The sequence below is a fragment of the Amycolatopsis sp. NPDC114478 genome (genome assembly GCF_055633805.1).
Window position 1 is genome coordinate 1 of sequence record NZ_JBVKDO010000032.1, and the last position, 23,439, is coordinate 23,439.

The 23,439-nt window shown below is 71.6% G+C and carries 24 protein-coding genes and 3 pseudogenes; 19 read left to right on the forward strand and 8 right to left on the reverse strand.

Translation table 11 applies throughout. The features are described from left to right. Window positions 1-98: 98 nt before the first annotated feature. On the forward strand, window positions 99-629 hold the full coding sequence (locus ACZ7OH_RS46710) for a snapalysin family zinc-dependent metalloprotease (RefSeq protein ID WP_470286825.1): 531 nt from the start codon (window positions 99-101) through the stop codon (window positions 627-629). Between the two features lie 6 nt (window positions 630-635). Here ACZ7OH_RS46710 and ACZ7OH_RS46715 read toward each other — a convergent pair whose 3' ends face one another. Continuing rightward, complete coding sequence (locus tag ACZ7OH_RS46715) at window positions 636-1,043, reverse strand: DUF2000 domain-containing protein (RefSeq protein ID WP_470286826.1); 408 nt, start codon at window positions 1,041-1,043, stop codon at window positions 636-638. Window positions 1,044-1,152: 109 nt separating this feature from the next. Between ACZ7OH_RS46715 and ACZ7OH_RS46720 the strand changes: the two genes are divergently transcribed. From ACZ7OH_RS46720 to ACZ7OH_RS46750, 7 genes and pseudogenes are all read left to right on the forward strand, one after another. Next, the gene (locus tag ACZ7OH_RS46720; protein WP_470286827.1) at window positions 1,153-1,608 is read left to right on the forward strand and encodes an Lrp/AsnC family transcriptional regulator; all 456 of its coding nucleotides are present in this window, start codon (window positions 1,153-1,155) and stop codon (window positions 1,606-1,608) included. 55 nt (window positions 1,609-1,663) lie between these two features. Continuing rightward, a complete protein-coding gene (locus ACZ7OH_RS46725) occupies window positions 1,664-2,884 on the forward strand; it encodes a sensor histidine kinase (RefSeq protein ID WP_470286828.1) in 1,221 nt (406 codons plus the stop codon). After that, window positions 2,881-3,528 (forward strand): response regulator, encoded by a 648-nt coding sequence (locus ACZ7OH_RS46730; RefSeq protein ID WP_470286905.1) that lies wholly within the window; start codon window positions 2,881-2,883, stop codon window positions 3,526-3,528. The genes ACZ7OH_RS46725 and ACZ7OH_RS46730 overlap by 4 nt, the downstream gene beginning before the upstream one ends. Window positions 3,529-3,574: 46 nt before the next feature. Next, window positions 3,575-4,186, forward strand: a complete 612-nt coding sequence (locus ACZ7OH_RS46735; RefSeq protein WP_470286829.1) for a hypothetical protein — start codon at window positions 3,575-3,577, stop codon at window positions 4,184-4,186. Between the two features lie 44 nt (window positions 4,187-4,230). Next, window positions 4,231-4,512, forward strand: a pseudogene (locus tag ACZ7OH_RS46740) (methyltransferase domain-containing protein); the annotation flags it as partial. Further along, window positions 4,482-4,709, forward strand: a pseudogene (locus tag ACZ7OH_RS46745) (response regulator transcription factor); the annotation flags it as partial. The pseudogenes ACZ7OH_RS46740 and ACZ7OH_RS46745, both read left to right, overlap by 31 nt. Before the next feature lie 8 nt (window positions 4,710-4,717). Next, a pseudogene (locus ACZ7OH_RS46750) lies at window positions 4,718-4,858 on the forward strand (methyltransferase domain-containing protein); the annotation flags it as partial. A gap of 34 nt (window positions 4,859-4,892) precedes the next feature. Here ACZ7OH_RS46750 and ACZ7OH_RS46755 read toward each other — a convergent pair. The 3 genes from ACZ7OH_RS46755 to cysD form a co-directional block, all read right to left on the reverse strand. After that, window positions 4,893-5,318 (reverse strand): hypothetical protein, encoded by a 426-nt coding sequence (locus tag ACZ7OH_RS46755; RefSeq protein WP_470286830.1) that lies wholly within the window; start codon window positions 5,316-5,318, stop codon window positions 4,893-4,895. A gap of 198 nt (window positions 5,319-5,516) precedes the next feature. Further along, the gene (gene cysC / locus ACZ7OH_RS46760; RefSeq protein ID WP_470286831.1) at window positions 5,517-7,325 is read right to left on the reverse strand and encodes an adenylyl-sulfate kinase; all 1,809 of its coding nucleotides are present in this window, start codon (window positions 7,323-7,325) and stop codon (window positions 5,517-5,519) included. Then, window positions 7,325-8,254: a sulfate adenylyltransferase subunit CysD gene (gene cysD, locus ACZ7OH_RS46765; protein WP_470286906.1), complete on the reverse strand. Its 930-nt coding sequence runs from the start codon at window positions 8,252-8,254 to the stop codon at window positions 7,325-7,327. The genes cysC and cysD overlap by 1 nt, the downstream gene beginning before the upstream one ends. Before the next feature lie 39 nt (window positions 8,255-8,293). Here cysD and ACZ7OH_RS46770 point away from each other — a divergent pair, with 39 nt between their 5' ends. The 4 genes from ACZ7OH_RS46770 to ACZ7OH_RS46785 are packed head-to-tail and all read left to right on the forward strand — an operon-like array spanning window position 8,294 to window position 11,902. Beyond that, on the forward strand, window positions 8,294-8,773 hold the full coding sequence (locus ACZ7OH_RS46770) for a nuclear transport factor 2 family protein (RefSeq protein WP_470286832.1): 480 nt from the start codon (window positions 8,294-8,296) through the stop codon (window positions 8,771-8,773). Continuing rightward, window positions 8,770-9,960 (forward strand): hypothetical protein, encoded by a 1,191-nt coding sequence (locus ACZ7OH_RS46775; protein ID WP_470286833.1) that lies wholly within the window; start codon window positions 8,770-8,772, stop codon window positions 9,958-9,960. The genes ACZ7OH_RS46770 and ACZ7OH_RS46775 overlap by 4 nt, the downstream gene beginning before the upstream one ends. Window positions 9,961-9,962: 2 nt before the next feature. Then, window positions 9,963-10,745 carry an SDR family oxidoreductase gene (locus ACZ7OH_RS46780; protein ID WP_470286907.1) on the forward strand — a complete coding sequence of 261 codons (783 nt, stop codon included), beginning with the start codon at window positions 9,963-9,965 and terminating at the stop codon, window positions 10,743-10,745. Between the two features lie 8 nt (window positions 10,746-10,753). Then, window positions 10,754-11,902, forward strand: coding sequence for a sulfotransferase family protein (locus tag ACZ7OH_RS46785; protein WP_470286834.1), 1,149 nt, complete (start codon window positions 10,754-10,756; stop codon window positions 11,900-11,902). Here the strand turns inward: ACZ7OH_RS46785 and ACZ7OH_RS46790 are convergent. After that, on the reverse strand, window positions 11,890-12,288 hold the full coding sequence (locus ACZ7OH_RS46790) for a nuclear transport factor 2 family protein (RefSeq protein ID WP_470286835.1): 399 nt from the start codon (window positions 12,286-12,288) through the stop codon (window positions 11,890-11,892). The genes ACZ7OH_RS46785 and ACZ7OH_RS46790 overlap by 13 nt on opposite strands. A gap of 9 nt (window positions 12,289-12,297) precedes the next feature. After that, a complete protein-coding gene (locus ACZ7OH_RS46795) occupies window positions 12,298-13,467 on the reverse strand; it encodes a glycosyltransferase (protein WP_470286836.1) in 1,170 nt (389 codons plus the stop codon). Window positions 13,468-13,508: 41 nt separating this feature from the next. On the opposite strand from ACZ7OH_RS46795, the gene ACZ7OH_RS46800 reads away from it, so the two are divergent. Both ACZ7OH_RS46800 and ACZ7OH_RS46805 read left to right on the forward strand, forming a co-directional pair. Continuing rightward, a complete protein-coding gene (locus ACZ7OH_RS46800) occupies window positions 13,509-14,114 on the forward strand; it encodes a TetR/AcrR family transcriptional regulator (protein WP_470286837.1) in 606 nt (201 codons plus the stop codon). 79 nt (window positions 14,115-14,193) lie between these two features. Then, complete coding sequence (locus tag ACZ7OH_RS46805) at window positions 14,194-14,724, forward strand: hypothetical protein (protein ID WP_470286838.1); 531 nt, start codon at window positions 14,194-14,196, stop codon at window positions 14,722-14,724. Here ACZ7OH_RS46805 and ACZ7OH_RS46810 read toward each other — a convergent pair. Further along, the gene (locus tag ACZ7OH_RS46810) at window positions 14,721-16,385 is read right to left on the reverse strand and encodes a GGDEF domain-containing protein (protein ID WP_470286839.1); all 1,665 of its coding nucleotides are present in this window, start codon (window positions 16,383-16,385) and stop codon (window positions 14,721-14,723) included. The two genes, ACZ7OH_RS46805 and ACZ7OH_RS46810, sit on opposite strands and share 4 nt — an antisense overlap. 145 nt (window positions 16,386-16,530) lie before the next feature. Here ACZ7OH_RS46810 and ACZ7OH_RS46815 point away from each other — a divergent pair, with 145 nt between their 5' ends. Continuing rightward, window positions 16,531-16,881 carry an ArsR/SmtB family transcription factor gene (locus ACZ7OH_RS46815; RefSeq protein WP_470286840.1) on the forward strand — a complete coding sequence of 117 codons (351 nt, stop codon included), beginning with the start codon at window positions 16,531-16,533 and terminating at the stop codon, window positions 16,879-16,881. Next, complete coding sequence (locus tag ACZ7OH_RS46820; RefSeq protein ID WP_470286841.1) at window positions 16,878-17,513, forward strand: SRPBCC family protein; 636 nt, start codon at window positions 16,878-16,880, stop codon at window positions 17,511-17,513. The genes ACZ7OH_RS46815 and ACZ7OH_RS46820 overlap by 4 nt, the downstream gene beginning before the upstream one ends. On the opposite strand, the gene ACZ7OH_RS46825 is transcribed toward ACZ7OH_RS46820, so the two are convergent. Then, a complete protein-coding gene (locus ACZ7OH_RS46825) occupies window positions 17,510-17,854 on the reverse strand; it encodes a PASTA domain-containing protein (RefSeq protein ID WP_470286842.1) in 345 nt (114 codons plus the stop codon). The two genes, ACZ7OH_RS46820 and ACZ7OH_RS46825, sit on opposite strands and share 4 nt — an antisense overlap. Window positions 17,855-17,914: 60 nt before the next feature. On the opposite strand from ACZ7OH_RS46825, the gene ACZ7OH_RS46830 reads away from it, so the two are divergent. The 3 genes from ACZ7OH_RS46830 to ACZ7OH_RS46840 all read left to right on the forward strand — a co-directional run bounded on the left by ACZ7OH_RS46830 (window position 17,915) and on the right by ACZ7OH_RS46840 (window position 23,378). Beyond that, window positions 17,915-19,486 carry a deoxyguanosinetriphosphate triphosphohydrolase family protein gene (locus ACZ7OH_RS46830; protein WP_470286843.1) on the forward strand — a complete coding sequence of 524 codons (1,572 nt, stop codon included), beginning with the start codon at window positions 17,915-17,917 and terminating at the stop codon, window positions 19,484-19,486. 306 nt (window positions 19,487-19,792) lie between these two features. After that, a complete protein-coding gene (locus ACZ7OH_RS46835) occupies window positions 19,793-22,669 on the forward strand; it encodes a S8 family serine peptidase (RefSeq protein WP_470286844.1) in 2,877 nt (958 codons plus the stop codon). A 58-nt stretch (window positions 22,670-22,727) separates the two neighbouring features. Further along, a complete protein-coding gene (locus ACZ7OH_RS46840) occupies window positions 22,728-23,378 on the forward strand; it encodes an acVLRF1 family peptidyl-tRNA hydrolase (protein WP_470286845.1) in 651 nt (216 codons plus the stop codon). Window positions 23,379-23,439: the final 61 nt, after the last annotated feature.

Sequence of the window (23,439 nt, forward strand, 5' to 3'; positions counted from 1 at the left end):
GAAGCCACCACACGAGGCAAGACACCATCAGCCACACCCCATCGCCCTGGGCATTCAGAACATCCCGTCCTGAACACCAACAATCTTATGGAGACACGATGAACGGACGCGTGATCGGCCGGATCGCGGCCCTGCTCCTGGTGGCCCCGGTGGGGCTGGGATTCGCCCCGGCCGCCTCGGCGGCCACCGTCACGACGCTGTACTACAGCTCGTCGGGTGCCCCGGACTACCTCGCCCAGATCGACCAGGGCGCGGCCAACTGGAACGCCGCGGTCACCGACGTGAAGCTGGTCAAGCGCTCGACGGGCGCGACGATCAAGTTCCACGAGATCCACAGCGGCGGTTCGTACACGAACACCAACGGCCACGGCCGCGGCGACATCTACCTGGACACGAGCCAGGTCGCGGAGGGCTACGACCCGACCCGCATCGCGGCGCACGAACTGGGCCACAACCTGGGCCTGCCGGACCACTACACCGGCCCGTGCACGGAACTGATGTCCGGCCACGGCCCGGGAACGGCGTGCAAGAACGCCAAGCCGGACGCGACCGAAGCGGCGAAGGTGCAGTCGTTGTGGGTGAACGGCCTCGCGGCGGCGCGCACGGAGGCCTTGGCCACGGTCCGCTGACGGCGCTCAGCGGAGCAGCGGGAGCGCGCCGACCAGCCGGTCGACGCGTTTGCGGGGGCCGTGCACGGCGACGCCGACGCTGTCGAGGTCGGCGGTCGCCGTGGCCGCCAGCCGGCCGGTGTACTCCTCGTAGGTCCGGCAGCTCTGCGCGAGCGCGCTGAAGGAGACGAAGAAGAGTTCGCCGTCGTCGGCCGCGGCCCGCACGACGGCGGCGATCCGCGCTCGCGGCGCCGTCAGGATCGGCAGCGGCGTGGCGATGATGCCGGGATGGGCGAGGCCGTCGGCGTCCTCGACGTCGGCCCCGACGAGGCCGCCGACCCGGTGGCCCAAGGTCACCGAGAGGACGCCGGCGGCGTTCGCCGCGAGACCGGTGGGCAGCTCTTCGCTGACCACGATGGCACATTTGGTGATCATGGCGTCACGGTAGCCAGCGGGCGGGGCTGCCGCGGCGAACTCCGCAGCCGATTCGGTAGGGTGGCCGAAATCCCGAATCCTGCTCGCTGTGGGGGAGAACGAGGCACCGGTGGACGAACTCGATGCGGCGCTGCTGACCTTGCTCCAGGAGGACGCGAAGCAGACCAACAAGGAGCTCGCCCGCCGCCTGCACATCGCCCAGTCGACCTGTCTCGAGCGGGTGCGGGACCTGACCCGGCGCGGCATCGTGCGCGGGCACCACGTCGACGTCGACCTGAAGAAGATCGGCCGCGGCGTGCAGGCGATGGTGGCGGTCCGGCTGCGGCCGCCCGACCGCGCGGTCATCGAGTCGTTCCGCGCGTTCGTGACCGGCCTGCCCGAGGTGCTGTCGGTGTTCGTGATGTCCGGCAGCGACGACTTCCTGCTGCACATCGCGGTCGCGGACAACGACGAGCTGAGCGGGTTCGTCCTCGACCGGCTGACCCAGCGCAAGGAGATCGTCGACGTCCGGACGTCGGTCATCTTCGACCACTTCCGCCGCACCGTGGTGACGCCGTCGTCCTGACCGGCTCCACCGCGAGAGGGAGGCGCCCGCGCCGGCCGGCTGCGAAGATCGGCCCGTGCGCATCCTCCGCCCCCTGACGAGCAAGGCGACCTACCGCCGCTGGGTCTACCTCGTCCTCGGCGGCGCGATCAGCGTGCCCTACCTGCTGTTCTCCGCCATCGCCGTGCCGTCGGTGCTGCCGTTCGTAACCACCGCCGACCAGGCCGTCGTGATCGGGGGCGCCGTCACGCTGCTCGTGCTCGCCGGGACGGCGTTCTTGCCCGCCGTGCACGTGCTGGAGTCCACCGCCGTCCGGGAGCTGCTCGACGACCCCGTGCCGGACGCGCCCGCGAAACCCCGCAGCCGGCCGGGCCGGCGGCGGGCCGCCGGGATGTTCGTGCTGCACGTCGTCACCGGGTTCGTCGTCAGCTTCTTCAGCCTCGCCGCGCCGGTCGCGGTCGGGCTGTCGGTGAGTGCCGTGTTCACCGGGCACCTGGTGCAGACCGGCGAAGGTGGCGAGGTGGCCGTGCCCACGGGGTGGCCTTCGGTGTGGCTGCCGGCGGTGTTCGCGGTGGGTGTGGTGGTGCTGATCTACGCCGTGTGGGCGGTCGGCGGCGTGCTGCGCCGGGTCGCGGTGCGGCTGCTCGGGATGACGGCCGCCGACCGGATCGCCCAGCTGGAACGGCGGACCGGGCAGCTCGCCGAGCGCAACCGGCTGGCCCGCGAACTGCACGACTCGGTCGGGCACGCGCTGAGCGTCGTCACCGTCCAGGCGGGTGCCGCCCGGCGGACGCTGCGCACCGACCCGGACTTCACCGAGCGCGCGCTCGGCGCGATCGAGGAGTCCGCCCGCACGGCCCTCGACGACCTCGACCACGTCCTCGGGCTGCTGCGGGAGGAGGCGGCGGCCCGGGCGCCGCGGCCGGCGCTGACCGAGCTGCCGACGTTGCTCGAGACGACCCGGCTGGCCGGCACCGACGTCATCGCGTCGATCGACGGCGACCTGGCCGCGGTGCCCGCGGTGGTGTCGCGCGAGGTGTACCGGATCCTGCAGGAATGCCTGACCAACGCGGTCCGGCACGCCGGTAGGGTCCCGGTGGCGGTGGCTCTTTCCGTTGCCGGTCACGGGCTGGTCGCCCGCGTCGCCAACCCGCTGGGGAGCGGCACGGGACGGACCGGCGGCGGCCGCGGCGTGCGCGGGATGGCCGAACGGGTCGCGGTGCTCGGCGGCGAGCTGACGGCCGGGCGGGTGGACGAGCGGTGGGAGGTCGAGGTGCGGGTGCCGTGGGGGAGCTGAGCGTGCGCGTGCTGCTGGTGGACGACGAGCCGCTGATCCGCGCCGGGCTGCGGGCGATCGTCGACAGCGAGCCCGGGTTGACGGTGGTCGGCGAAGCGGCCGACGGCGCCGAGGTGCCCGGCCTGGTGGCGCGGCTGCGCCCGGACGTCGTGCTGATGGACGTGCGGATGCCGGCGGTGGACGGGATCCGGGCCACCGCGCACCTGATGTCCACTGTAGACGTTCCGCCGAAGGTGGTCGTGGTGACGACGTTCGAGAACGACGACTACGTGTACGACGCGCTCCTCGCGGGCGCGAGCGGGTTCCTGCTGAAGCGGGCGCGGCCGGAGGAGATCGTGACGGCGATCCGCACGGTGGTGACGGGCGAGTCGCTGCTGTTCCCGGCGGCGATCCGCCGCCTGGCGGCGCACCACGGCCCGTCCGGCGACGGCTTGGCGGGGGCCGGCCTGACCGAGCGCGAGCGCGAAGTCCTGCGGCTGATGGCGGCGGGGCTGTCCAATGTGGAGATAGCGGGGGAGCTGTACGTGGGGATCCAGACGGTGAAGACCCACGTGGGCAACGTACTGGCGAAACTGGGAGCGCGCGACCGAACCCAGGCGGTGATCCGGGCGTACGACTCGGGCTTCGTGGCCCCGGCGGGCTGACGAAGACCCTGGTCGGAAGCGTAACGAATGCGTCGGAGAAACGGACTTGGACGACGGAATGCGTGAGACTGCCGGGAGCGAGATGACGACATCCGACGGAGAGCCCGACTTCGATTTGGCTGAAGTGGCCGACATCATGACCGGTGCCGAGTTCGCGGGCGATCTCCTTCTGGCCGAGTATCGGACGCTTCGCGACGAGATCCTCAAGAAGATGGACCACAGGACAAGTTTGGTCGTTTGCTCGGTTACGGTGAGCTCGGCCGTACTGGGCTTCGGGATCGAGCGCAGGAGTGCCTCGCTGCTTCTGGTATCCCCGTTGGTGTCGCTTCTCCTGGGCATCCTCATCGTCTTCTACACCATGCAGATCGGTGTCGTTTCGGAGTACCTGCGCAAGCGGTACGAACAACCGTTGTCCCGTCGGTTCAACGGGTTCACCGGGTGGCACGAGGGTATGGGCGTCTCCGATAGGGTGTTCCGGAGGTTGGTTCCCTACCACTTGCCGTTGATCTTGATAGCGATCGCTCCGGTCATCGTCGCAGTTCCGTTGGCGGTGTCCTTGGGAAGCGCGTTCGTCGCCGGAATTCCCGTCCTCGTGGTCGTTGTCTGCCTCTTCGCCGTCTACGTGTTCGAGCTGGTGAGGAACCGGAAGCCGCGCTGAGGGGGCCTGCACGCTGACGGGCTGACCCGGGCACTATGGGTTGCATGACCCGGGTTCCCGCGTACGACACCTTCGCCGAGGCGTACACCGCCGAGAACGACGCCAGTCTCATGAACGCCTACTACGAACGGCCCGCGACGCTCGCACTCGCGGGTGATGTGGCGGGACGGCGAATCCTCGACGCCGGCTGCGGGTCGGGGCCGCTGTTCGCGGCGCTGCGCGAGCGGGGTGCCGTCGTGACCGGTGTCGACCAGAGCCCGGCGATGCTCGACCACGCGCGCAAGCGGCTCGGCGCCGACGCGGACCTGCGGGTCGCCGATCTGGCCTGACCGAGCGCGAGCGCGAAGTCCTGCGGCTGATGGCGGCCGGACTGTCCAATGTGGAGATAGCGGGGGAGCTGTACGTGGGGATCCAGACGGTGAAGACCCACGTGGGCAACGTACTGGCGAAACTGGGAGCGCGCGACCGGACCCAGGCGGTGATCCGGGCGTACGACTCGGGTTTCGTCGCCCCGGCGGGCTGACTCAGGCACTATGGGTTGTCGGTGACGTGGCCGGCCGGCGGATCCTCGACGCGGGCTGCGGGCCGGGCCCGCTGTTCGCGGCGCTGCGCGACCAGAGCGCCATCGTGACCGGTATAGACCAGAGCCCGGCGATGCTCGAACAGGCGCGGGGAGCGCCGACGCTCGCCGAAATCCTGCTGAGCCTCAGAGCCGGTCGGCCAGCAGCTTCGCGAGGGTGGTGTAGCTGTCCTCGCTGCCCGTCGGGGTGAGGAACAGGGTTGCGGTCCGCACCTGGCCCTTGCTGTGCTTGGCGACCGCGATCTTCAGGCCGACGTCCTTCTGGTCGCAGTGCATCGCGGCTTCGCCGATCCCGGGCAGCGGCACCGGGTTCGCACAGTCCTTTTTCGCCCGCGCGAGGAACTGCGCGGGCGTCGTGGAATCCGCGGAGACGTACAGGGCCCCAGTCTGGCCTTTGCCGTATTCGCAGGAGTAGGCCTTGCCGACTCCGGTCTGCACCGGATCGCTCTCGGCCGACCCGCCGGTGACCGACCGGCCGAGTGCCTGGATGATCTCGTCGGCGCTCAGGAACGGGCCGGACGCGGTCATGGTGACGGCCAAGGCCGCCGGCATGAAAGTCGACTGCCATCGGCGCGAACTGCTGCGGGTCGGAACGAGAACCAGCTGGTTGGTGGGGTTCGGTGACGCCACGGCCCGAGAGCGCACCCCGCCCTTCCCTGGGGGGCGACCCCGCACCCAGTCTATCGGAGCCCGCTGCCACGAACGGGTGATGCGGTGAATCTGTGGACAGCCGAACCCGATGTGGATAACTCAGGCGAGGTCGTCGAGCAAGGCCTGGATCGCCGCCGCCATCGATGACGGGTCGCCGTCGTCCGGTCGTAGCACCAGATCCGGTGACGCAGGCCGCTCGTAAGGCGCGTCGATGCCCGTGAAGCCGGTGATCTCACCTGCCCGCGCCTTCGCGTACATCCCCTTCGGGTCGCGTGCCTCGCATACCTCCAGCGGCGTGTCCACGAACACCTCCACGAACGGCAGGTCCCCGGAAATCGCGCGCGCCGAAGCTCGGTCGGTTGCATACGGGCTGATCAAGGACGCGATCGCCACCACCCCCGCGTCCGCGAACAGCCGGGCCACCTCCGCCACCCGCCGCACGTTCTCCGCGCGGTCCTCCGGGCTGAACCCCAGCCCCGCGTTCAACCCGTGCCGCAGGTTGTCGCCGTCCAGCAGGTACGCCGGGCGGCCCGCCGCCACCAAGCGGCGCTCCAGCTCCACCGCCACCGATGACTTGCCAGACGCCGACAACCCCGTCAGCCACACCGTCGCGCCGCGGGTGGGGCGGTCCTCGCGGCGGACCGCCGCCGTGTGCCAGACGACCGGGGACGCGACCGCGCCCGTGATCATGCCCGCCGCCACCGTGTCGCCCGTGTGCTCGTCCACCAGCAGGAACCCGCCCGTGGCGCGGTTGCGGCGGTACGGGTCGAACAGCAGCGGCGCGCGCGTGCGCAGCCGGATGCGGCCGATGTCGTTCAACGACAGGGAATCCGCCTCGGAACGGTGCAGCGTCGTCACGTCGAGGCGGTACTCCAGCCGCTCCACCGAACCGCGCGTCTCGGTCGTCGTGTGCCGGACCACGTAAGAAGCGCCTGGCGTCAGCGATGAACGAGACGAGAACCAGCACACGAGCGCGTCGACCTCGCGGGCCGACTCCGCGCGGTTGCCCGGGCGGCACAGCATCGCGCCGCGCCCGAGGTCCAGGTCGTCGGCCAGCTCGACCGCGACCGCCTGCCCGGTGAAGGCCTCCGAAAGCGGTTTCCCGCCCGGGCCCCACACCGCGCGCACCCGGGAGGTGAACCCCGACGGCAGCGCCACGACCTCGTCGCCCGGCTTGAACACCCCGCCCGCGATGGTGCCCGCGTAGCCGCGGAAGTCCGACCGGCGGATCACGTACTGCACCGGGAACCGCGCGTCGATCAGGTTCCGGTCGGAGGCGACGTGCACCTCCTCCAGCTGGTGCAGCAGCGAAGTCCCTTCGTACCACGGCATGCTCGCGCTGCGGTGGACGACGTTGTCGCCGTGCAGCGCCGAAACCGGCACGAACGTCAGGTCGGCGACGTCGAGCTTCATCGCGAACCGGCGGAACTCCTCGCGGATCTCGTCGAACCGTTCTCGGGACCAGCCGACCAGGTCCATCTTGTTCACGCACACCACGAGGTGCCCGATCCCGAGCAGCGACGCGAGGAACGCGTGCCGCCGCGACTGCTCCAGCACGCCCTTGCGCGCGTCCACCAGGACCAGCGCCAGGTCGGCCGTCGACGCGCCGGTCACCATGTTCCGCGTGTACTGCAGGTGCCCCGGTGTGTCGGCGATGATGAACTTGCGTTTGGGCGTGGCGAAGTAGCGGTGGGCGACGTCGATGGTGATGCCCTGCTCGCGTTCGGCGCGCAGGCCGTCGGTGAGCAGCGCGAGGTCGGGGTAGTCCTCGCCGCGTTCGCGGCTGGCGCGTTCGACGGCGGCGAGCTGGTCGGTGAAGATCGCCTTCGAGTCGAACAGCAGCCGGCCGATCAGCGTGGACTTCCCGTCGTCCACGCTCCCCGCCGTGGCGATCCGCAGCAGCTGCATCAGAAGTAGCCCTCTCGCTTGCGGTCTTCCATGCCTGCTTCGGAAATCCGGTCGTCGGCGCGGGTCGCGCCGCGTTCGGTGACGCGCGTGGCGGCCACCTCGGCGACCACTTCGGACGGTGTCGCCGCCGACGATTCGACGCACCCGGTGCAGGTGGCGTCCCCGACGGTCCGGAAGCGCACAGTCGCCTCGTACGGCGTCTCACCGTCCACAAGGGACAGGAACCGCGTGGCCGCCAGCAGCATCCCGTCGCGCTGGACGACCTCGCGGCGATGGGCGTAGTACAGCGGCGGCAGCGCGATCCGCTCGTCGCGGATGTACTGCCAGATGTCCAGCTCGGTCCAGTTCGACAGCGGGAAGACGCGGATGTGCTCGCCGCGCCGGTGCCGGCCGTTGTAGAGGTTCCACAGCTCCGGGCGCTGGCCGCGTGGGTCCCACTGGCCGTGTTCGTCGCGGAAGCTGAACACGCGCTCCTTCGCGCGCGCCTTCTCCTCGTCGCGGCGGGCGCCGCCGAACACGGCGTCGAAGCCGCCCTCGCGGATCGCGCGCAGCAGCGTGACGGTCTGGAGCCGGTTGCGGCTCGCCCGCGGCCCGGTCTCCTCGACGGCGCGGCCGGCGTCGATGTCGTCCTGCACGCTCGCGACGAGCAGCCGGAGGTTCAAGGCGGCGACCGTCTCGTCGCGGAACCGGATGACCTCGTCGAAGTTGTGGCCGGTGTCGACGTGCAGCACGGGGAAGGGCAGTGGCGCCGGCCAGAACGCCTTCGCGGCGGCGTGCAGCATCACCACCGAGTCCTTGCCGCCGGAGAAGAGCAGCACCGGACGTTCGAAGGTCGCCGCGACTTCGCGGAAGACGTGCACGGCCTCCGCTTCGAGCGCGGCCAGGTGGGACAGCTCATAGGCCACGGACACCGGAAAAAAGTAGAACATGTTCTTGTCATCGGTCAAGCGGTGCGCGATCCTGGGACGATGGACCTGGTCGTACTCGAAGAGATCCGCCGGCTGAAGTACCGCTACCTCCGCGCGGTCGACCTGAAGCAGTGGGACGAGGTGGCCGACTCCTTCACCGTCGACGCCACGGCCGACTACGGGACCCGTGCCACCGGTGAGGACGGGAAGCACTTCGAGGGGCGCGACGCCATCGTCGAGTTCCTCACCAAGAGCCTCGGCAACGGCATCATCACCGTTCACCACGCAGGTCAGCCCGAGATCGAGGTCGACGGCGACACTGCGACCGGGCGGTGGTCGTTCACCGACAAGGTCATCGTCCCCGACCACAAGGTGATCATCGAGGGGGCCGCCTTCTACGAGGACACCTACCGCCGGGAGGCCGACGGCGCCTGGCGGATGACGCACATCGGGTACGTCCGGACCTACGAGTCGATGGTCTCGTGGGCGGACACCCCGGGCTTCCGGCTGCTCGCGAACCGCTGGGCCGTTCCGGCATGATCGAGAACGAGTTCTCGTTGACGCGGCCGTTCGCCGACGCGATCGCCGAGGCGGAGAAGCTGATCGCCGAAGCCCCGCCGGCGCAGACCGAGCAGGGTCTGCTGGAGGGCTACGACTACCTCGCCGGGAGCATCCGCGCGTCGCTGCAGATGGCCTGGGCCTACCAGCGCGACTTCCCGTACTTCACCGCGTCCACCGGGCCGTACACGAAGATGGGCCTGGACAACCCGGACACGCTGTACTTCAACGCGAACATCCGCGCCGACCGCGAGTACCTCGTCACCGGCGTCCGCGGGACCACCGCGGACCTGAGCTTCCAGATCCTCAACGGCGACTACTCGCCAGTGGTGGTGCCCGACAGCCTCGCCGCGTTCGACGACCGGGCCATCGAAATCGGCGAAGACGGCCGGTTCGAGCTGCGCTTCGGCCCGGCCCGCGAAAACCCGGGGCCGAACTACTTCGTCCTCGGCGAGGGCTCGTCGATGCTCGTCGTCCGCGAGGTCCACAGCGACTGGGCGACCGAGAAACGCGGCGAAATCCGGATCCGGTGCGTCGACACCGCGGGCCAGGCGCCGCCGGTGCCGGACCGCTCGGCGATGGCGAAGCGCTACGGCGTCACCGGCAAGATCCTGCTGAGCCGGCTGAACACGTTCCTCGCGTTCCCGAAGTGGTTCTACGACAACCTGCCGGTGAACACGATGACCGAGCCGCGCTCGACGCCGGGCGGGCTGACCACGCAGTTCTCCTCGGCCGGGCACTACGAGCTCGGCGACGAAGAGGCCATGATCGTCACCGTGCCGCGCTGCGCGGACGCGCCCTACCAGGGCATCCAGCTCGGCAGCCTCTGGTACGTCTCGCTCGACTACATCAACCACCAGACGAGCCTCACCGCCGACCAGGCCCGCGTCGACCCGGACGGCAAGATCCGGTTCGTCATCAGCGAGCGCGACCCCGGCCTGGCGAACTGGCTGGAACGCACCGGGCACGAACGCGGGTACGTCCAGATCCGCTGGCAGCGGCTCGCGCGGGACCTCAGCCCGGACGACGGGCCGGTCGTCGAGGTCGTCAAGGTGGACGAGCTGCCGGACCGGCTGCCCTTCCACGAGGAAGCACGCGTGACGCCGGCCGAGTGGTCGGCGCGGATCGCGGCCCGGCAGGACGCCGTCGCCGCCCGGATGCTGGGGTGAGTGTGTCGGACCTGTTGCGGGACAAGGTGGTCGTCGTCTCCGGCATCGGCCCGGGGCTCGGCCGGTCGATCGCCGTGCGCAGCGCGGAGGCCGGCGCGGACGTCGTGCTCGCCGCGCGCACCGAGTCGCGGCTGACCGAGGTCGCCAAGGAGGTCACCGACCTCGGGCGCCGCGCCGTCGCGGTCCGGACCGACATCGACGACGCCGACTCCGCCGCGAACCTGGTGAACGAAGCCCTCGAAGCGTTCGGCCGGGTGGACGCGGTGGTGCACAACGCCTTCGCCGTCCCGCCGCTGACCGACCTGGCCACTGTGGACCTCGACGCGGTCCGCAAAGGATTCGAGACCGCCGGGATTTCGGTGCTCCGGCTGACCCGGCTGTTCCTGCCCGCGCTCAAGGAGAGCAAGGGCTCGCTGGTGATGATCAACTCGGCCGTGCTGCGGCATTCGCGGCGCACGTTCGGCGCGTACAAGATGGCGAAGTCGGCGCTGCTGTCGCTTTCCCAGAGCCTCGCCAGCGAACTGGGTCCGGACGGGATCCGCGTCAACACCGTCGCGCCCGGCTACATCTGGGCGCCGAACCTCAAGTGGTACTTCAACTACCTGGCCAAGGAACGCGGCATCACGCCCGAAGAGGTCTACGCCGAGACCGCGTCCACAATAGACCTGCGCAAGCTGCCGGAGCCGGACGAGATCGCCGACGCCGTGGTGTTCCTCGCCTCGCCGATGGCGCGCGCGATCACCGGGCAGTGCCTCGACGTCAACGGCGGCGAGTACCACCACTAGGAGGATCCATGCGTCCCGGCCGCGAAGACGTCGGCACCGTCGAGGACCTGCACGCGTCGGCCACCAAGCTCACCGGGCTCGACGACTTCGGCGCGGACGAGTACCTCGAGGGCCTGCGCGTGCTGCTGGAGGCGTACGAGGCGGACGAAGACCTCACGCCGTACGGCAACAAGGTGCACCGGGCGATGCTGCGCGGCGCGCTGGTCGCCCGGCTGCTCAGCGAGGCGGGCTGGAAGCAGCACCCCGCTTCGGCGGACGTCCCGATCGAACGGCCGATCTTCGTGACCGGCCTGCCCCGCACCGGCACGACCGCGCTGCACCGGCTGCTCGCCGAGGACCCCGGCCACCAGGGCCTGGAGGTCTGGCTCGCCGAGGTCCCGCAGCCGCGGCCGCCGCGTGCGACGTGGCCGGACAACCCGGTGTACCAAGGGATCCAAGCCGGCTACGAGCGGCACCACGTCGAGCACCCGGAGTTCATGGGCGTGCACCACATGTCCGCGGACCAGGTGGAGGAGTGCTGGCAGCTGCTGCGGCAGTCGATGCGGTCGGTGTCGTTCGAGTGCCTGGCGCACGTGCCGCGGTACTCGCGCTGGCTCGCGAAGCAGGACTGGACGGACGCCTACGCCCGGCACCGGCGCAACCTGCAGCTCATCGGGCTGCCGGACGCGGGCAAGCGGTGGGTGCTCAAGAACCCGAGCCACCTGTTCGCGCTGGACGCGCTGATGGCGGCGTACCCGGACGCGCTGGTGATCCAGACCCACCGCGCGCCGCGCACGATCATGGGCTCGATGTGCAGCCTCGCGGAGAAAGCGGCGGACGGCTGGTCCACGAAGTTCCGCGGCGAGGTGATCGGGCGTTCCCAGCTGGAGCTGTGGGCTCGTGGCGCGGAGGAGTTCCGCGAAGCCCGCACCCGGTACGACGCCGCCCAGTTCTGCGACGTCGCGTACGAGGACTTCGTCGCCGACCCGATCGGCACGGTGTCCACCGTGTACGACCACTTCGGACTGTCCTTGACGGACGAGGCCCGCGCGGCGATGACCGCGTTGCACTCGGAAAGCCGTTCCGGGGACCGGAAGCCGGTGCACCGCTACCGCTTGGAGGACTTCGGGTTGACGGCGGCGGAGGTCGACGAGCGGTTCGCGGCTCAGGGCTCCTGAGCGCCGGGGATCGGCTCGGCCAGCGCCGCCCGCGACGGCGCCGCCGGGAACGGGTCGGCGAAGTACTGCGTTTCGCGGGTCACGAGCCCGTCGGCGAACTCCATGATGCTGACCGTGCGGGTCGGCGCGCCGTCGTAGGTGATCACGCATTCGCTGACCCAGAGGTCGCCCCGGCCCTGGATGCGGCGGACCGTGAAGTGGCGCTCGGCCGGGTGACCGCCGCGCTGCGCCTGGATGGTCTCGCGGCCGCGGAAGCGCTCTCCGGACTGGGGGTAGTCCAGGATCGCGTCGGCGGCGTAGATCGCGTGCTCCCGCTCGACGTCGCCGCGTTCGGACGCGGCCCAGTGCTCCTCGATCGCGGCGTGGATCCCGGCGTCCGGCGTCATTCCGGAACCCTACGCCGTGATGAGCTCCACCACCTCGGCCAGCGACGGCCCGGCCGCCATCTCGGCGGCCAGCTCCTTCGCCCGGTCGCGGTAGCGCGGCTCGTCCAGGACGGCGCGGACGTCCCGCCGGAGCCTCTTGGGCGAGGCCGACGCGCGGGCGCGGCCGATCCCGGCGCCGGACCAGGTGACGCGGGTGGCGACCTCGCGCTTGTCCTCGCTGGCCCCGACCACGACCAGCGGCACGCCGTACCGGAGGGCGTGGTTGACGCCGCCGTACCCGCCGTTCGTGACCACCGCGGCGCAGCGGGGGAGCAGGTCGTCGTAGGGCAGGAAATCGGCGACGCGGACGTTGGCCGGCAACGGGCCGGGCCGCAGCGTCCCTCCGCACGTCGTCACGACGACGAGCACGTTTTCCCCGGCCAAGGCGTCGATCGCGGGTTCGGCGAGCCGGCTCAGGTCGTCGTTGGCCACCGTCCCCTGGGTCACGTGCACGACCGGCCGGGAGCCGTCGAGGTCGGCCCACCACGGCGGCAGCGGGTGCTCGTCCGCCGCGCTGACCGTCGTCGGGCCGATGAAGTGCAGCGGCGCGTTCGGGCGCGGGTATTCGAAGCCCGGGCAGGTCATCTGCAGCACGCCGTCGCTGCGCAGGGGCCAGTTCGCGAACAGCAGGCCGGGGTCCTCGCCCAGCACTTCGCGGGCTCGCCGCTGGGCCGGCCCGAGCACCCAGGGCGCGAGCACCTTGAGGAACGCGCTGTTCGGGCCGCTCGGCACGGGCGGCATGAACGGCAGGAACCCGAGCACCAGCACGCGCGGCCGGTGCTCGCGGCGGACCAGGGCGAGGCCGGCCATGAAGAGCGGGTCGCACAGGACGACGTCGACGTCGAGGTCCAGGACGCTCAGCTGGGCGGGTATCGCGCTCACGAAGTTCGCGAGGTCGAACCGGGCGAGCGTCAGCCCGCGTTTCCCGGCGCGGCCGGGGATGGAGCCGTCGAGGTCGGTCTCGTCGAAGTCGGCCTCCGGCGGCAGGAGCTTCACGGTGGCTTTTCCGAACGCCTCCCGGTAGCGCGCGCCGGTGACGACGGTGACGTCGTGCCCTTCGGCGAGCAGGGCTTCGACGATCGGCTTGGTCGGGCCGACGCGGCCCCGGGCGGGCTGGACGCAGACGAGTACGCGGGCCATGGTTCCCCCTCGATTGACCGATACGCTGTACTATCCAATTGATGACGATACCCGAACGGCGCCGCTACTCGTCCCCGGTGCGCGCGGCGCGAGCCCGGCAGACCCGCGCGCACGTGGTCGCGACGGCGGGGCGGCTGTTCGCCGAGCGCGGCTACGCGGGCACGAGCATGCGGCAGATCGCGGCCGCGGCTGAGGTGAGCCTGGAGACGGTGACGCAGACGGGCCGCAAGGCGGACCTGCTGCTGGCGGCGTTCCGGGACGGTTTCGCGGGCAACCCGGACGCGGTGAACCTGGACGGCCTCGTGGGGCGCGGCACGCTGGAGGAGCTGCCGGAGATGGTCGCGAGGCTGGCGTCGGGCGTCCGCCGGTCACTGCCGATCTGGCGAGCGTTCACGACGGCGGCGATGGCCGACCCGGCGGTGGCGGCGGTCCGCGCGGAGCTGGCGGTGGCCCGACACGCGGAGATCGTGGAACGGTTGGAGGACGCGGGGGTGCCGCCGTCCGGCCGGCTGGCGGACGCGATCGGCTTGCTCACGTCCCACGAGGCTTACGACCATCTGGTGGGGGTGTGCGGCTGGCCGCACGAGGACTACGTGACGTGGACCGTGTCGGCGATCCAGGCTCAGCTCCCGCTCGGCGGAAACTGAGGGAAGGACTCGGCGCGGCGAACCGGAAGCGTGCGTACCATCGCCCGGAGCCAGGACCGTGAGCAGGGGAGCGCGACCCGTGGAAGTGACCGGCGTGATGGCCACCGATGCCGGGATGTTCGGCCTGTGGTCCCCGGCGTCGTTCGCCGGCGTCGTCGATTACGACACGTGGGAGCCGGAGCTGCTCGAAGACGAAGACATCGTCCGGCACATCACGGCCGGCTCGTTCGTGCCGATCGACATCGGAGGCGACGGAGCGTTCCAGGTGCTGGCGCGGGTCGGTTCGGTGTCGGCCACCGCGGACCTGACGTCGCGGGAACGCCGATACCTCCTCGTGTCCTCGGATCCCTACCTGTTCGTCACCTCCGGCGACGCGAGGATCAGCGGCATCGAGCACGTGGGAGCGGACGCCGAGGCGGGCGTGCACCTCCCGCTGCCGGCGGGCCGGTGGCGCGTGACGGTGGCGTTGCTCGACTGGAACGCCGAGCCCGGGCAGCGGGACGCCGAGGGACGGCCCGCTCCGACCGCGCTGCCCGATTTCACGCTGCTGATCGACCCGGACCCCGGCACCGGCCCCTACCGGACCGCCATCCGGACGTTCGCCGGCTAACCGGCCGCCGCCTGCAGACCGCGGGTTCCGATACCGCGCAGCACTTCCACCCGGTCCGCGCCCGGCCGGCTCAGCACCCAGCTCGACCCCGGCACCGCCTTCGCGCGCTTCTTCAACGGCGCCAGCAGCCGCGACGCCTCCTGGTACGAGCGGATCGAGCCGCTCGCGCACACCAGCGTGGCCAGGGACACCGTCACCGGCATCCCGTCCGCCGTCCACTGGCGGTCCAGCAGTGCTCCCGCGACCGTCCCGATCTCGTCGACGTCGCAGACCACCAGGAAGTCGTCGCCGCCGACGTGGCTCACCCGCATGCGCCTCAGCTGCCCGGACAACGCCGTCAGCGCGCCGCCCAGCTCGCGGATCAGGTCGTCGCCCGCCGCGAAGCCCGCCGTGTCGTTGACCGCCTTGAACGCGTCGATGTCCAGCCACGCCGCCACGAACGGCTCGCCGATCGTGATGCGGCGGCCGACGTCGCGGGCCACCGTGTCGCTGCCCGGCAGCCGGGTCAGCGGGTTCAGCGCCGCCGCGGCCTCGACCTTCGCCTCGGCCACCCCGCGCACCACCTCGGTCACCAGCACCACGCCGAGGCAGCGGCCGACCTCGTCGACCACCACGACGTCGTCGCCGGTGCGGCCCCAGTCGGCGTCGGTCACCAGCTCCAGGAACTCCATCGCGCCCGCGCGGGCCTCGATCGTGTGCGGCGTGTCCGCGAGCCGCGCCGCCGGGCGCTTCGCGTGCAGCGCGTGCCCGTACGGGCCGGTGACCGCGACCAGGAACCGCGTCCGGTCGACCGACCAGCGCGGCCGGTTCAGCTCGTCGACCCCGACGACGCCCGACGGCGCGTCGGCCGCCGCCAGCACCTCGCGGACCTCGTCGCAGGTCGCGGACTCCGGCAGCGTCGTGGCCGGCCGGAGGAAGTCGCCGACGCACTGCGCCGGACCCGGCGCGCGCGTGGGCTGCTGGGGCCGGGTGAGCAAAGCCGGCGCGGGACCGGCGGCGGTCGGCGGGGCCAGCAGGTTCCCCTGCGCGATCCGGACGCCGAGGCCGCGGACGGCGTCGAGCTGCGCGTCGGTTTCCACGCCGGTCGCGACCAGCCGCGTGCCGGTGCGGTTGGTGTAGTGCAGCAGCGCCTCGACGACGGCGACCGACGCCTGGTCGTCCGGCAGCCCGCGCAGCACCGTGCGGTCGAGCTTGACCAGGTCGACGGGCGCGTCGACGAGCAGGCCGAGCGGCAGGTCGCCGCGGCCGAGGCCGTCGAGCGCGAGCCGGAAGCCGAGCTCGGTCAGCGCCCGCATCCCGGCCAGCGCGCGGTCGGCGGGCAGCGGCGCGAACGGCGGCCCGATCTCGAGGACGACGTCGCGGGTGCGGCGCCCGGCGTCGCCGAGCTCTTCGAGGAGGTCTTCGTACATCGCCGCCGGTGCCGCGAGGGTGCGCGCGGAGAGGTTGAGGTGCAGGGGGAGCGTCGTCTCGTCCTGCCGGACGGCGGCGATCGCGAGGCCGAGGTCGACCTCGGCGAGGCGGCCGTCGCGGCGCGCCTGGGCGAGCAGCTCGGGGACGGTGCCCTGGCCCGGCCTGGCCAGCGCTTCGTGAGCCACGACGCCCCCGGTGTGGAGGCTGTACAGCGGCTGGAAGGCGAAGCGGACCGCGCGTGGCGACTTCACGCCCCGATCGTCGCGGCTCGGGCGGCGAAACGAAACCGATGTCGACTGATGTTCACCACCGATACCCGAATCGGAGTAACGCAGGGTGACGTCTGCCACTAGATCACGGTTGACTTATATAAGTCGCTGCTTGTAACTTGACGACGTGCACGCGTTCGACGTCCTCGGCGACCCGGTCCGCCGCCGGATCCTCGAGCTGCTGGCCGACGGCGAACGGGCCGCCGGCGCGGTGACCGAGGTGATCCGGGCCGAGTTCGGCATCTCGCAGCCCGCGGTATCGCAGCACCTGAAGGTGTTGCGGGACAACGGCTTCGCGATCGTCCGCCAGGACGGCACGCGGCGGCTGTACGCGGTCGGGCACGACCCGCTGCGCGACGTCGACGCCTGGCTCGACCGGTTCCGCCGGTTCTGGACCTCGCCGCTCGACGCACTGGCCACCGAAATCGCCCGCGGCAAGCGCGCCCGGCGAACCACCGAAGAAGGAGAACGTCCGTGATCGAGGTCAGCCACCAGATCAGCGCCGTCCGCCGGACGCTCGGCGACCGGGTGCTCGAGGGGAAGGAGGCCCGCGTCCTGACCATCAGCCAGGTCTACGACACCGGCGTCGACGACCTGTGGGACGCCTGCACGAACCCCGAGCGCATCCCGCGCTGGTTCCTGCCGGTCAGCGGCGAGCTGAAGGTCGGCGGGAAGTACCAGCTGGAGGGCAACGCCGGCGGCACGGTCGAGCGCTGCGACCCGCCGAAGAGCTTCGCCGCCACGTGGGAGTTCGGCGGCAACGTCAGCTGGATCGAGGTGCGCCTGACGCCCGAAGGCGAGGGCACCCGGTTCGAGCTGGAGCACGTCGCCCACGTCGACGAGCGCTGGGACGAGTTCGGCCCGGGCGCGGTGGGCATCGGCTGGGACGGGGCGCTGGTCGGCCTGGTCCTGCACCTGCGCGCGCCGGGCACGGCCGTCGACCCCGAGGCGGCGATGGCCTGGATGATGTCGCCCGAAGGCATCCGGTTCATGACGGCGTCGAACGACGCCTGGTACGAGGCCGACGTCGCGGCGGGCGCGGACCCGGCGAAGGCCCGCGCGGCGGCCGACCGCACGCTGAAGGCGTACACGACCCCGCCGGAGGCCTAGCGGTCGGTGTACTTGACCGCGGTCAGCGTGATCACCGCGTCGGGCGGGACCTCGGTGCCGGGCGCCGGGTCCTGGCCCGTCTGGACCCAGTTGCGGTCCACGACCAGCGCGCGGCCCCGGCCGGTGCCGTCGACCTCGCGCAGGTTGTAGAGCCCGGCCTTCTGCATCGCGTTCTGGGCGTCCTGGTGGTTCATGCCGGAGACGTCCGGGACCTTGATGCGCGCCGCCGAGGTCGAGCTCGGCTCCGGCACCGAGGTCGCGCTGGGTGCGGCCGGTGGGCCGCCGCACGCGACCAGGGCGAACGCGAGTGCTGCCAGCGTCGTGACCATCGCTCGGGACATACGACAGGGGTACCCACGCGCCTGCCCGCCGTTCGGGTGAAGCCGGATAAGGTCGGGCGCATGGATCAGGGCAGCGAGCAGACCGACCCCAGGGTGGTGCGGAGGGACCCCGTCTCCAACGCCGGCGGCTTCACCGACCTGGCGACCAGCCCGTTCCGGATCGACCGCGACCGCATCGCCGCTTCGCCCTTCTTCGCCCGGCTCGGCGGGGTGACGCAGGTGGTCAGCGCCGGCGGCGCCGGGCTGCTGCACAACCGGCTGACCCACAGCCTGAAGGTCGCGCAGGTCGCCCGCGCCATCGCCGAGCGGATCACCGCCGGTCCCGACGCCGGCCTGGCCGACAAGCTGGGCGGCTGCGACCCCGACGTCGCCGAGGCCGCCGCGCTCGCCCACGACCTCGGGCACCCGCCGTTCGGGCACCTCGGCGAGCAGACGCTCGACCGCATCGCCCGGCACCGCTTCGGCCTGGCCGACGGCTTCGAGGGCAACGCGCAGACGTTCCGCATCATCACCACGACCGACGTGCGCGGGCCGTCGGCGATCGGGCTCGACCTGACCACGGCGGTGCGCGCCGCCGTCCTCAAGTACCCGTGGCTGCGGCTGCACCACCCCGAGCCGCACCCGTCCGCGATGGCCGTGCCGCCGCGCGGCGCCGCCGAGCCGGAGGAGGCGCCCGGCACCGGCGCGGCCAAGTTCTCCGCCTACGCCACCGAACTCGACGACTTCGAACAGGCGCGCGCGGCGTTCGCGGGGCGCGTCGAAAGCTGGCAGCAGACGGTCGAAGCGTCCGTGATGGACACCGCCGACGACATCGCCTACGCCATCCACGACCTGCAGGACTTCCACCGCATCGGCGTCCTGCAGCACGCGCCGGTCGCGGCGGAGCTGGGGGAGTGGCTCGAGCACGCGGACGAGCTCGCCGCGCTCGACGACGAAACGCTGCACGCGGAGCTGCGGCGGCCGGGGCGTTCGCTGGAGCGCGTCCGCCGCCGCATGCACGTCAAGGACGCCTGGATCGTCGACGACGACGCGTTCGCCGCGGCCGTCGCGCGGGTGCGCGCGGAGCTGGTCGACGGGTTGCTCGCCGGGGAGTTCGACGGCTCGATCGAAGCCGAGCAGGCGACGGCGGCGTTCTCCGCGAACTGGACCGCCCGCCTGGTCGACGGCGTGGTCGTGCTCGCGTCGCCGTCCACTCGCACCGGTCACGTCTCGCTGCGGCCCGCGCAGTGGCACGAAGTCCAGGTGCTGAAGTTCGTGCACCGCCGGTTCGTGCTGCTGCGCCCGGACCTCGCGCTGCACCAGCGCGGCCAGGCGGGCGTCGTGTCCAGCCTGGTGGACGCGCTGGACGCGTGGCTTTCCGACCGCGACGAGGTTTCGCGGCTGCCGCGGCGGCTGCACGACCTGGTCGAGCTGGCGCACGCCGAGTACACGGAGCTGGCGCGCTCGGCGCCGGAGCTGCTGATCGGGGCGACGGGGGAGCCGGTGTCCGGTCCGGACGCCGTGCGCGGCCTGGCGCGCGGGCGCGCGGTCGTGGACTTCGTGGCTTCGCTGACCGACAAGCAGGCGGTGACCCTTTTGGACGCGCTGTCGGGCCGCGCCGCGCAGCCGTGGTCGGACTCGTTCGTGCTCTGATCGACGGCTGTCCGGTTCTTGTCCGATCCGGCGATCCCGTGCAGTGGTACCGCTTGACGCTGCTGGTCCGTTTCGTTCGCCCTGTAACGGTTGTGCGGTTCCGCTGAACGGCCTACGACTTACGGTCCATTCGGGAAATTCTCCATCCGATGTCACTCGAACGGCCGCTGCTCACACGGAACTCACAGTACTTAGCTGGAACTTGCCGGTGATCACCGGCATCGGTCAGCGTGAGTCGGGGCACGCGCCTGGAGATATCGGAGGGCGCACGTGCGTCATACCCGTTCCACGAGATCGAGATCCACAGTGCTCACGGCCGGGGCGGCGGCCTTGCTCGCCGCGCTCGGCCTGGTTTCCCCGCCGGTCGCGGGGGCCGCCTCGGTGTCCACTCCGGACACCTTCACCGAAACCGCGCAACAGCAGATCGCCGCCCTGCAGGCCGTCAAGGCGGGCCGCACCGCCGCCGAGTCCAAAGTGGACAGCAAGCTGCTCGTCGCCGAAAAGGGCGTCGCCAAGCAGCTGACCGCGTTGCAGTCGGGGGCTGCCGTTTCTCCGGCCGGGACCGTCCTGGTCGACATCCGCGCGAGCAAGGTCACCCCGGACCTCATCGGCTCGCTGACCAAGGCCGGAGCGGGCATCCGCGCGGTGTCGGACCGCTACGGCAGCGTCCGCGCCGAGGTGCCGCTGAACCAGGTCTCCGCGATCGCCGCACGCGGCGACGTCCAGCGCGTCGAGCAGGCCGACCAGGCCATGACCGCCCGCGAGCTGGCCACCCCGGCGACGACGCCGGCCAAGACCGAAACCAAGCAGCAGAAGGCCGATCGCATCGCCGGTGAGCTGCAGAAGGCGGTCGCCGCGAAGTCGCAGCGCAGCGCCGCCGCGGCCGCCACCGTGACCAGTGAGGGCGACCGCGCCCACAACGCCGACATCGCGCGCCAGCAGTTCGGCGTCACCGGCGTCGGCGTCAAGGCGTGCGCGCTGTCCGACGGCGTCGACTCCCTCGCGGCCTCGCAGGCCAAGGGCGAGCTGCCGCCGAACGTGGACGTCATCGCCGGCCAGGAGGGCAGCGGCGACGAGGGCACGGCGATGCTCGAGATCATGCACGACCTCGCGCCCAACGCCGCGCTCGGTTTCGCCTCGGCGTTCAACTCCGACGCCAGCTTCGCGGACAACATCCGCAAGCTGCGCTTCGAGTCGCACTGCGACGTCATCGTCGACGACGTCATCTACTTCAAGGAATCCCCGTTCCAGGACTGGATCATCGCCCAGGCCGTGAACGACGTGACCGCGAACGGCGCGCTGTACTTCTCGTCGGCGGGCAACGAGGGCAACGTCGCCGACGGCACCGCCGGGCACTGGGAGGGCGACTTCGTCGACTCCGGCAAGTCGGTCGGCAAGTTCGCCGGCACCGCGCACAACTTCGCCGGCGCCGCGGGCAACCAGATCTACGAGCCCCTTTCCGACGCCTCTTCGGCCGGCGTCCCGGTGACGCTGCACTGGTCCGACCCGCTCGGGCACTCGGCCAACGACTACGACCTCTACCTGCTCAACTCCGCGGGGGCCGTGGTCAGCTTCAGCCAGAACGTCCAGGACGGCACGCAGGACCCGTACGAGATCCTGCAGACGCCGATCTTCGGCGGCACCGGGCTGCGCCTCGCCGTCGTGAAGTTCTCCGGCCAGAACCGCTACCTGTCGCTGTCCGCGCTGCGCGGCCGGTTCAAGGACTCGGCGGACGGTCTCAAGGCGTACAACACCCCGGGTGTCACGGTCGGCCACTCGGCCGCGCGCGACGCCTTCAGCGTGGCGGCCACCCCGGCGGCCGCGGCGTTCGGCCGGCCGCTCGAGCCGGGCGACCCGGCCAACCCGACCGGCCCGTTCCCGGGCTCGTTCAGCAGCACGTCGAAGGCCGAGCGGTTCAGCTCCGACGGTCCGCGGCGGATGTTCTACGAGGCCGACGGCACCCCGATCACCCCGGGCAACGTCTCCTCGACCGGAGGTGAGGTCCGGAACAAGCCGGAGATCACCGCGGCCGACGGCGTGCAGACCAGCGTCACCGGCTTCAGCCCGTTCTTCGGCACCTCCGCCGCCGCTCCGCACGCCGGGGCGATCGCGGCGCTCGTGCTCTCGGGCAACCCCGGCCTGCCGCCGTCCGAGGTGCGCGAGGCGCTGATCAACACCGCGGTCGACATCGAAGCCCCGGGCCGCGACAACTTCACCGGCGCCGGCGTCATCCTCGCGGACAAGGCGCTCGCCTACACCGGAGCCAGTCCGCAGCCCCTCGCGGTGGCGAAGCAGCCGACGGTCACCCCGGCCGACGGCGGCTCCTCCCTCGACCCGGGCGACACGGCCAAGGTGACGCTGCCGGTGACCAACGACGGTGACGGCACCGCGGTGTCCACCAGCGTCGTGCTCACCAGCCCGACCCCGGGTGTCACGGTGGCGCCGCGGTCCAAGTCCTACGGCACCATCAGCCCCGGACAGACCGGCGTCAACGACTTCACCATCACCGTCCCGGCGACGCAGCAGCTCGGCGTGCCGGTCGTGCTGAACGCCCGCGTCAGCTTCGCCGGTGCCCACTCGCCGACGACGTCGACGTTCTCGCTCCCGGTCGGCACCCCGTCGCCGGTCGCGCAGGACTTCGCCTACACCGGCGCGCCGGTGGCGATCCCGGACAACAGCCCGGTCGGGGCGTCGGTGACCATCCCGGTCACCGGGGTCGGCCGCGCGTCCAAGGTGACGTTCTCGGTGGACGGCAGCACCTGCAGCACCGACCCGACCTCGACGACGGTGGGGCTCAACCACTCCTACGTCGGTGACCTGATCGGCACGCTGACGGCGCCTTCGGGTGCGAAGGCGACGGTGTTCCAGCGCAACGGCGGCTCCGGCAAGAACCTGTGCCAGGTCGTCTTCGCGGACAACGCCGCGGCCGCGTTCAGCACGGTGACCTCGGCCAACGCGCCGTTCACCGGGACGTGGCGGCCGACCCAGGCGCTGACCGGCAACCTGACCGGTGCGGCGGTCGACGGCACCTGGACGTTCTTCGTGGTGGACGCGGCCGGCGGCGACGTCGGCTCCATCCGCTCCGTCGCCCTGCACATCAACGGGTTCGTCCAGCCCCCGGCGGCCGGCGCGCCGTCGAACGTGCGGGGTTACACGAACAACGGCCCGGTGCACCCGCTGTAGGCAGTAGTTCGGTGCGGGGCCGTCGCGGTGATCGCGGCGGCCCCGTACCGTTTTCCCCATGGCGAAAGCGCGGCAGGTCTCCGGGGGCGGACGCGCTGTCGAGGTCCCGCCCGAGCGGCTGGCCGGCTGGTTCTCCCGCTTCGCCGCGTCGCACGGCGGGATCGTCGCCACCGAAGCCGAACCGCGCGAAGTGCGCGTGACCGCGGCCGACGGCACCACCGCGACCGCGACCGTCCCTTTCGGACCCCTCGAAGAACCTTCCGTCGACGCCCTCGTCGCGCACGCCCTCCGCCCGCGGACCGTCGCGCTCGTGCTGGTGCGCCGCGGCGGGCACAGCGTCGGCGTCGCGCGCGACGGCCGGATCGAGGTCTCCCGCACCGACCGGCACCTCGTCCAGGGCCGCTCGGCTGCGGGCGGCTGGTCGCAGCAGCGCTTCGCGAGGCGTCGCGCGGGCCAGGCGCGCCACGCGCTCCAGGACGCGGCCAAGGACGTCTTCGAAGTCCTGGTGCCCCGACTGTCCGAAGTGGACGCCGTGGTGCTCGGCGGTGATCGGCGGGCCCTCGACGAGCTGCGGGAGGACCGCCGGCTGGCGCCGCTGTTCGCCCGCGCGGAACCCCGCGTGCTGGACGTCGGCGAGCCGGGCTACGCCGTCCTCGAGGACGCCGCCGCGCGGGCGCTGTCGGTGCAGGTCACGCTGCGCGACGGGTGAGACCGCACACGTCCGGAAAAACCGTTCGGCACCGACCCGTACACTGGGTTCCGTGGATATC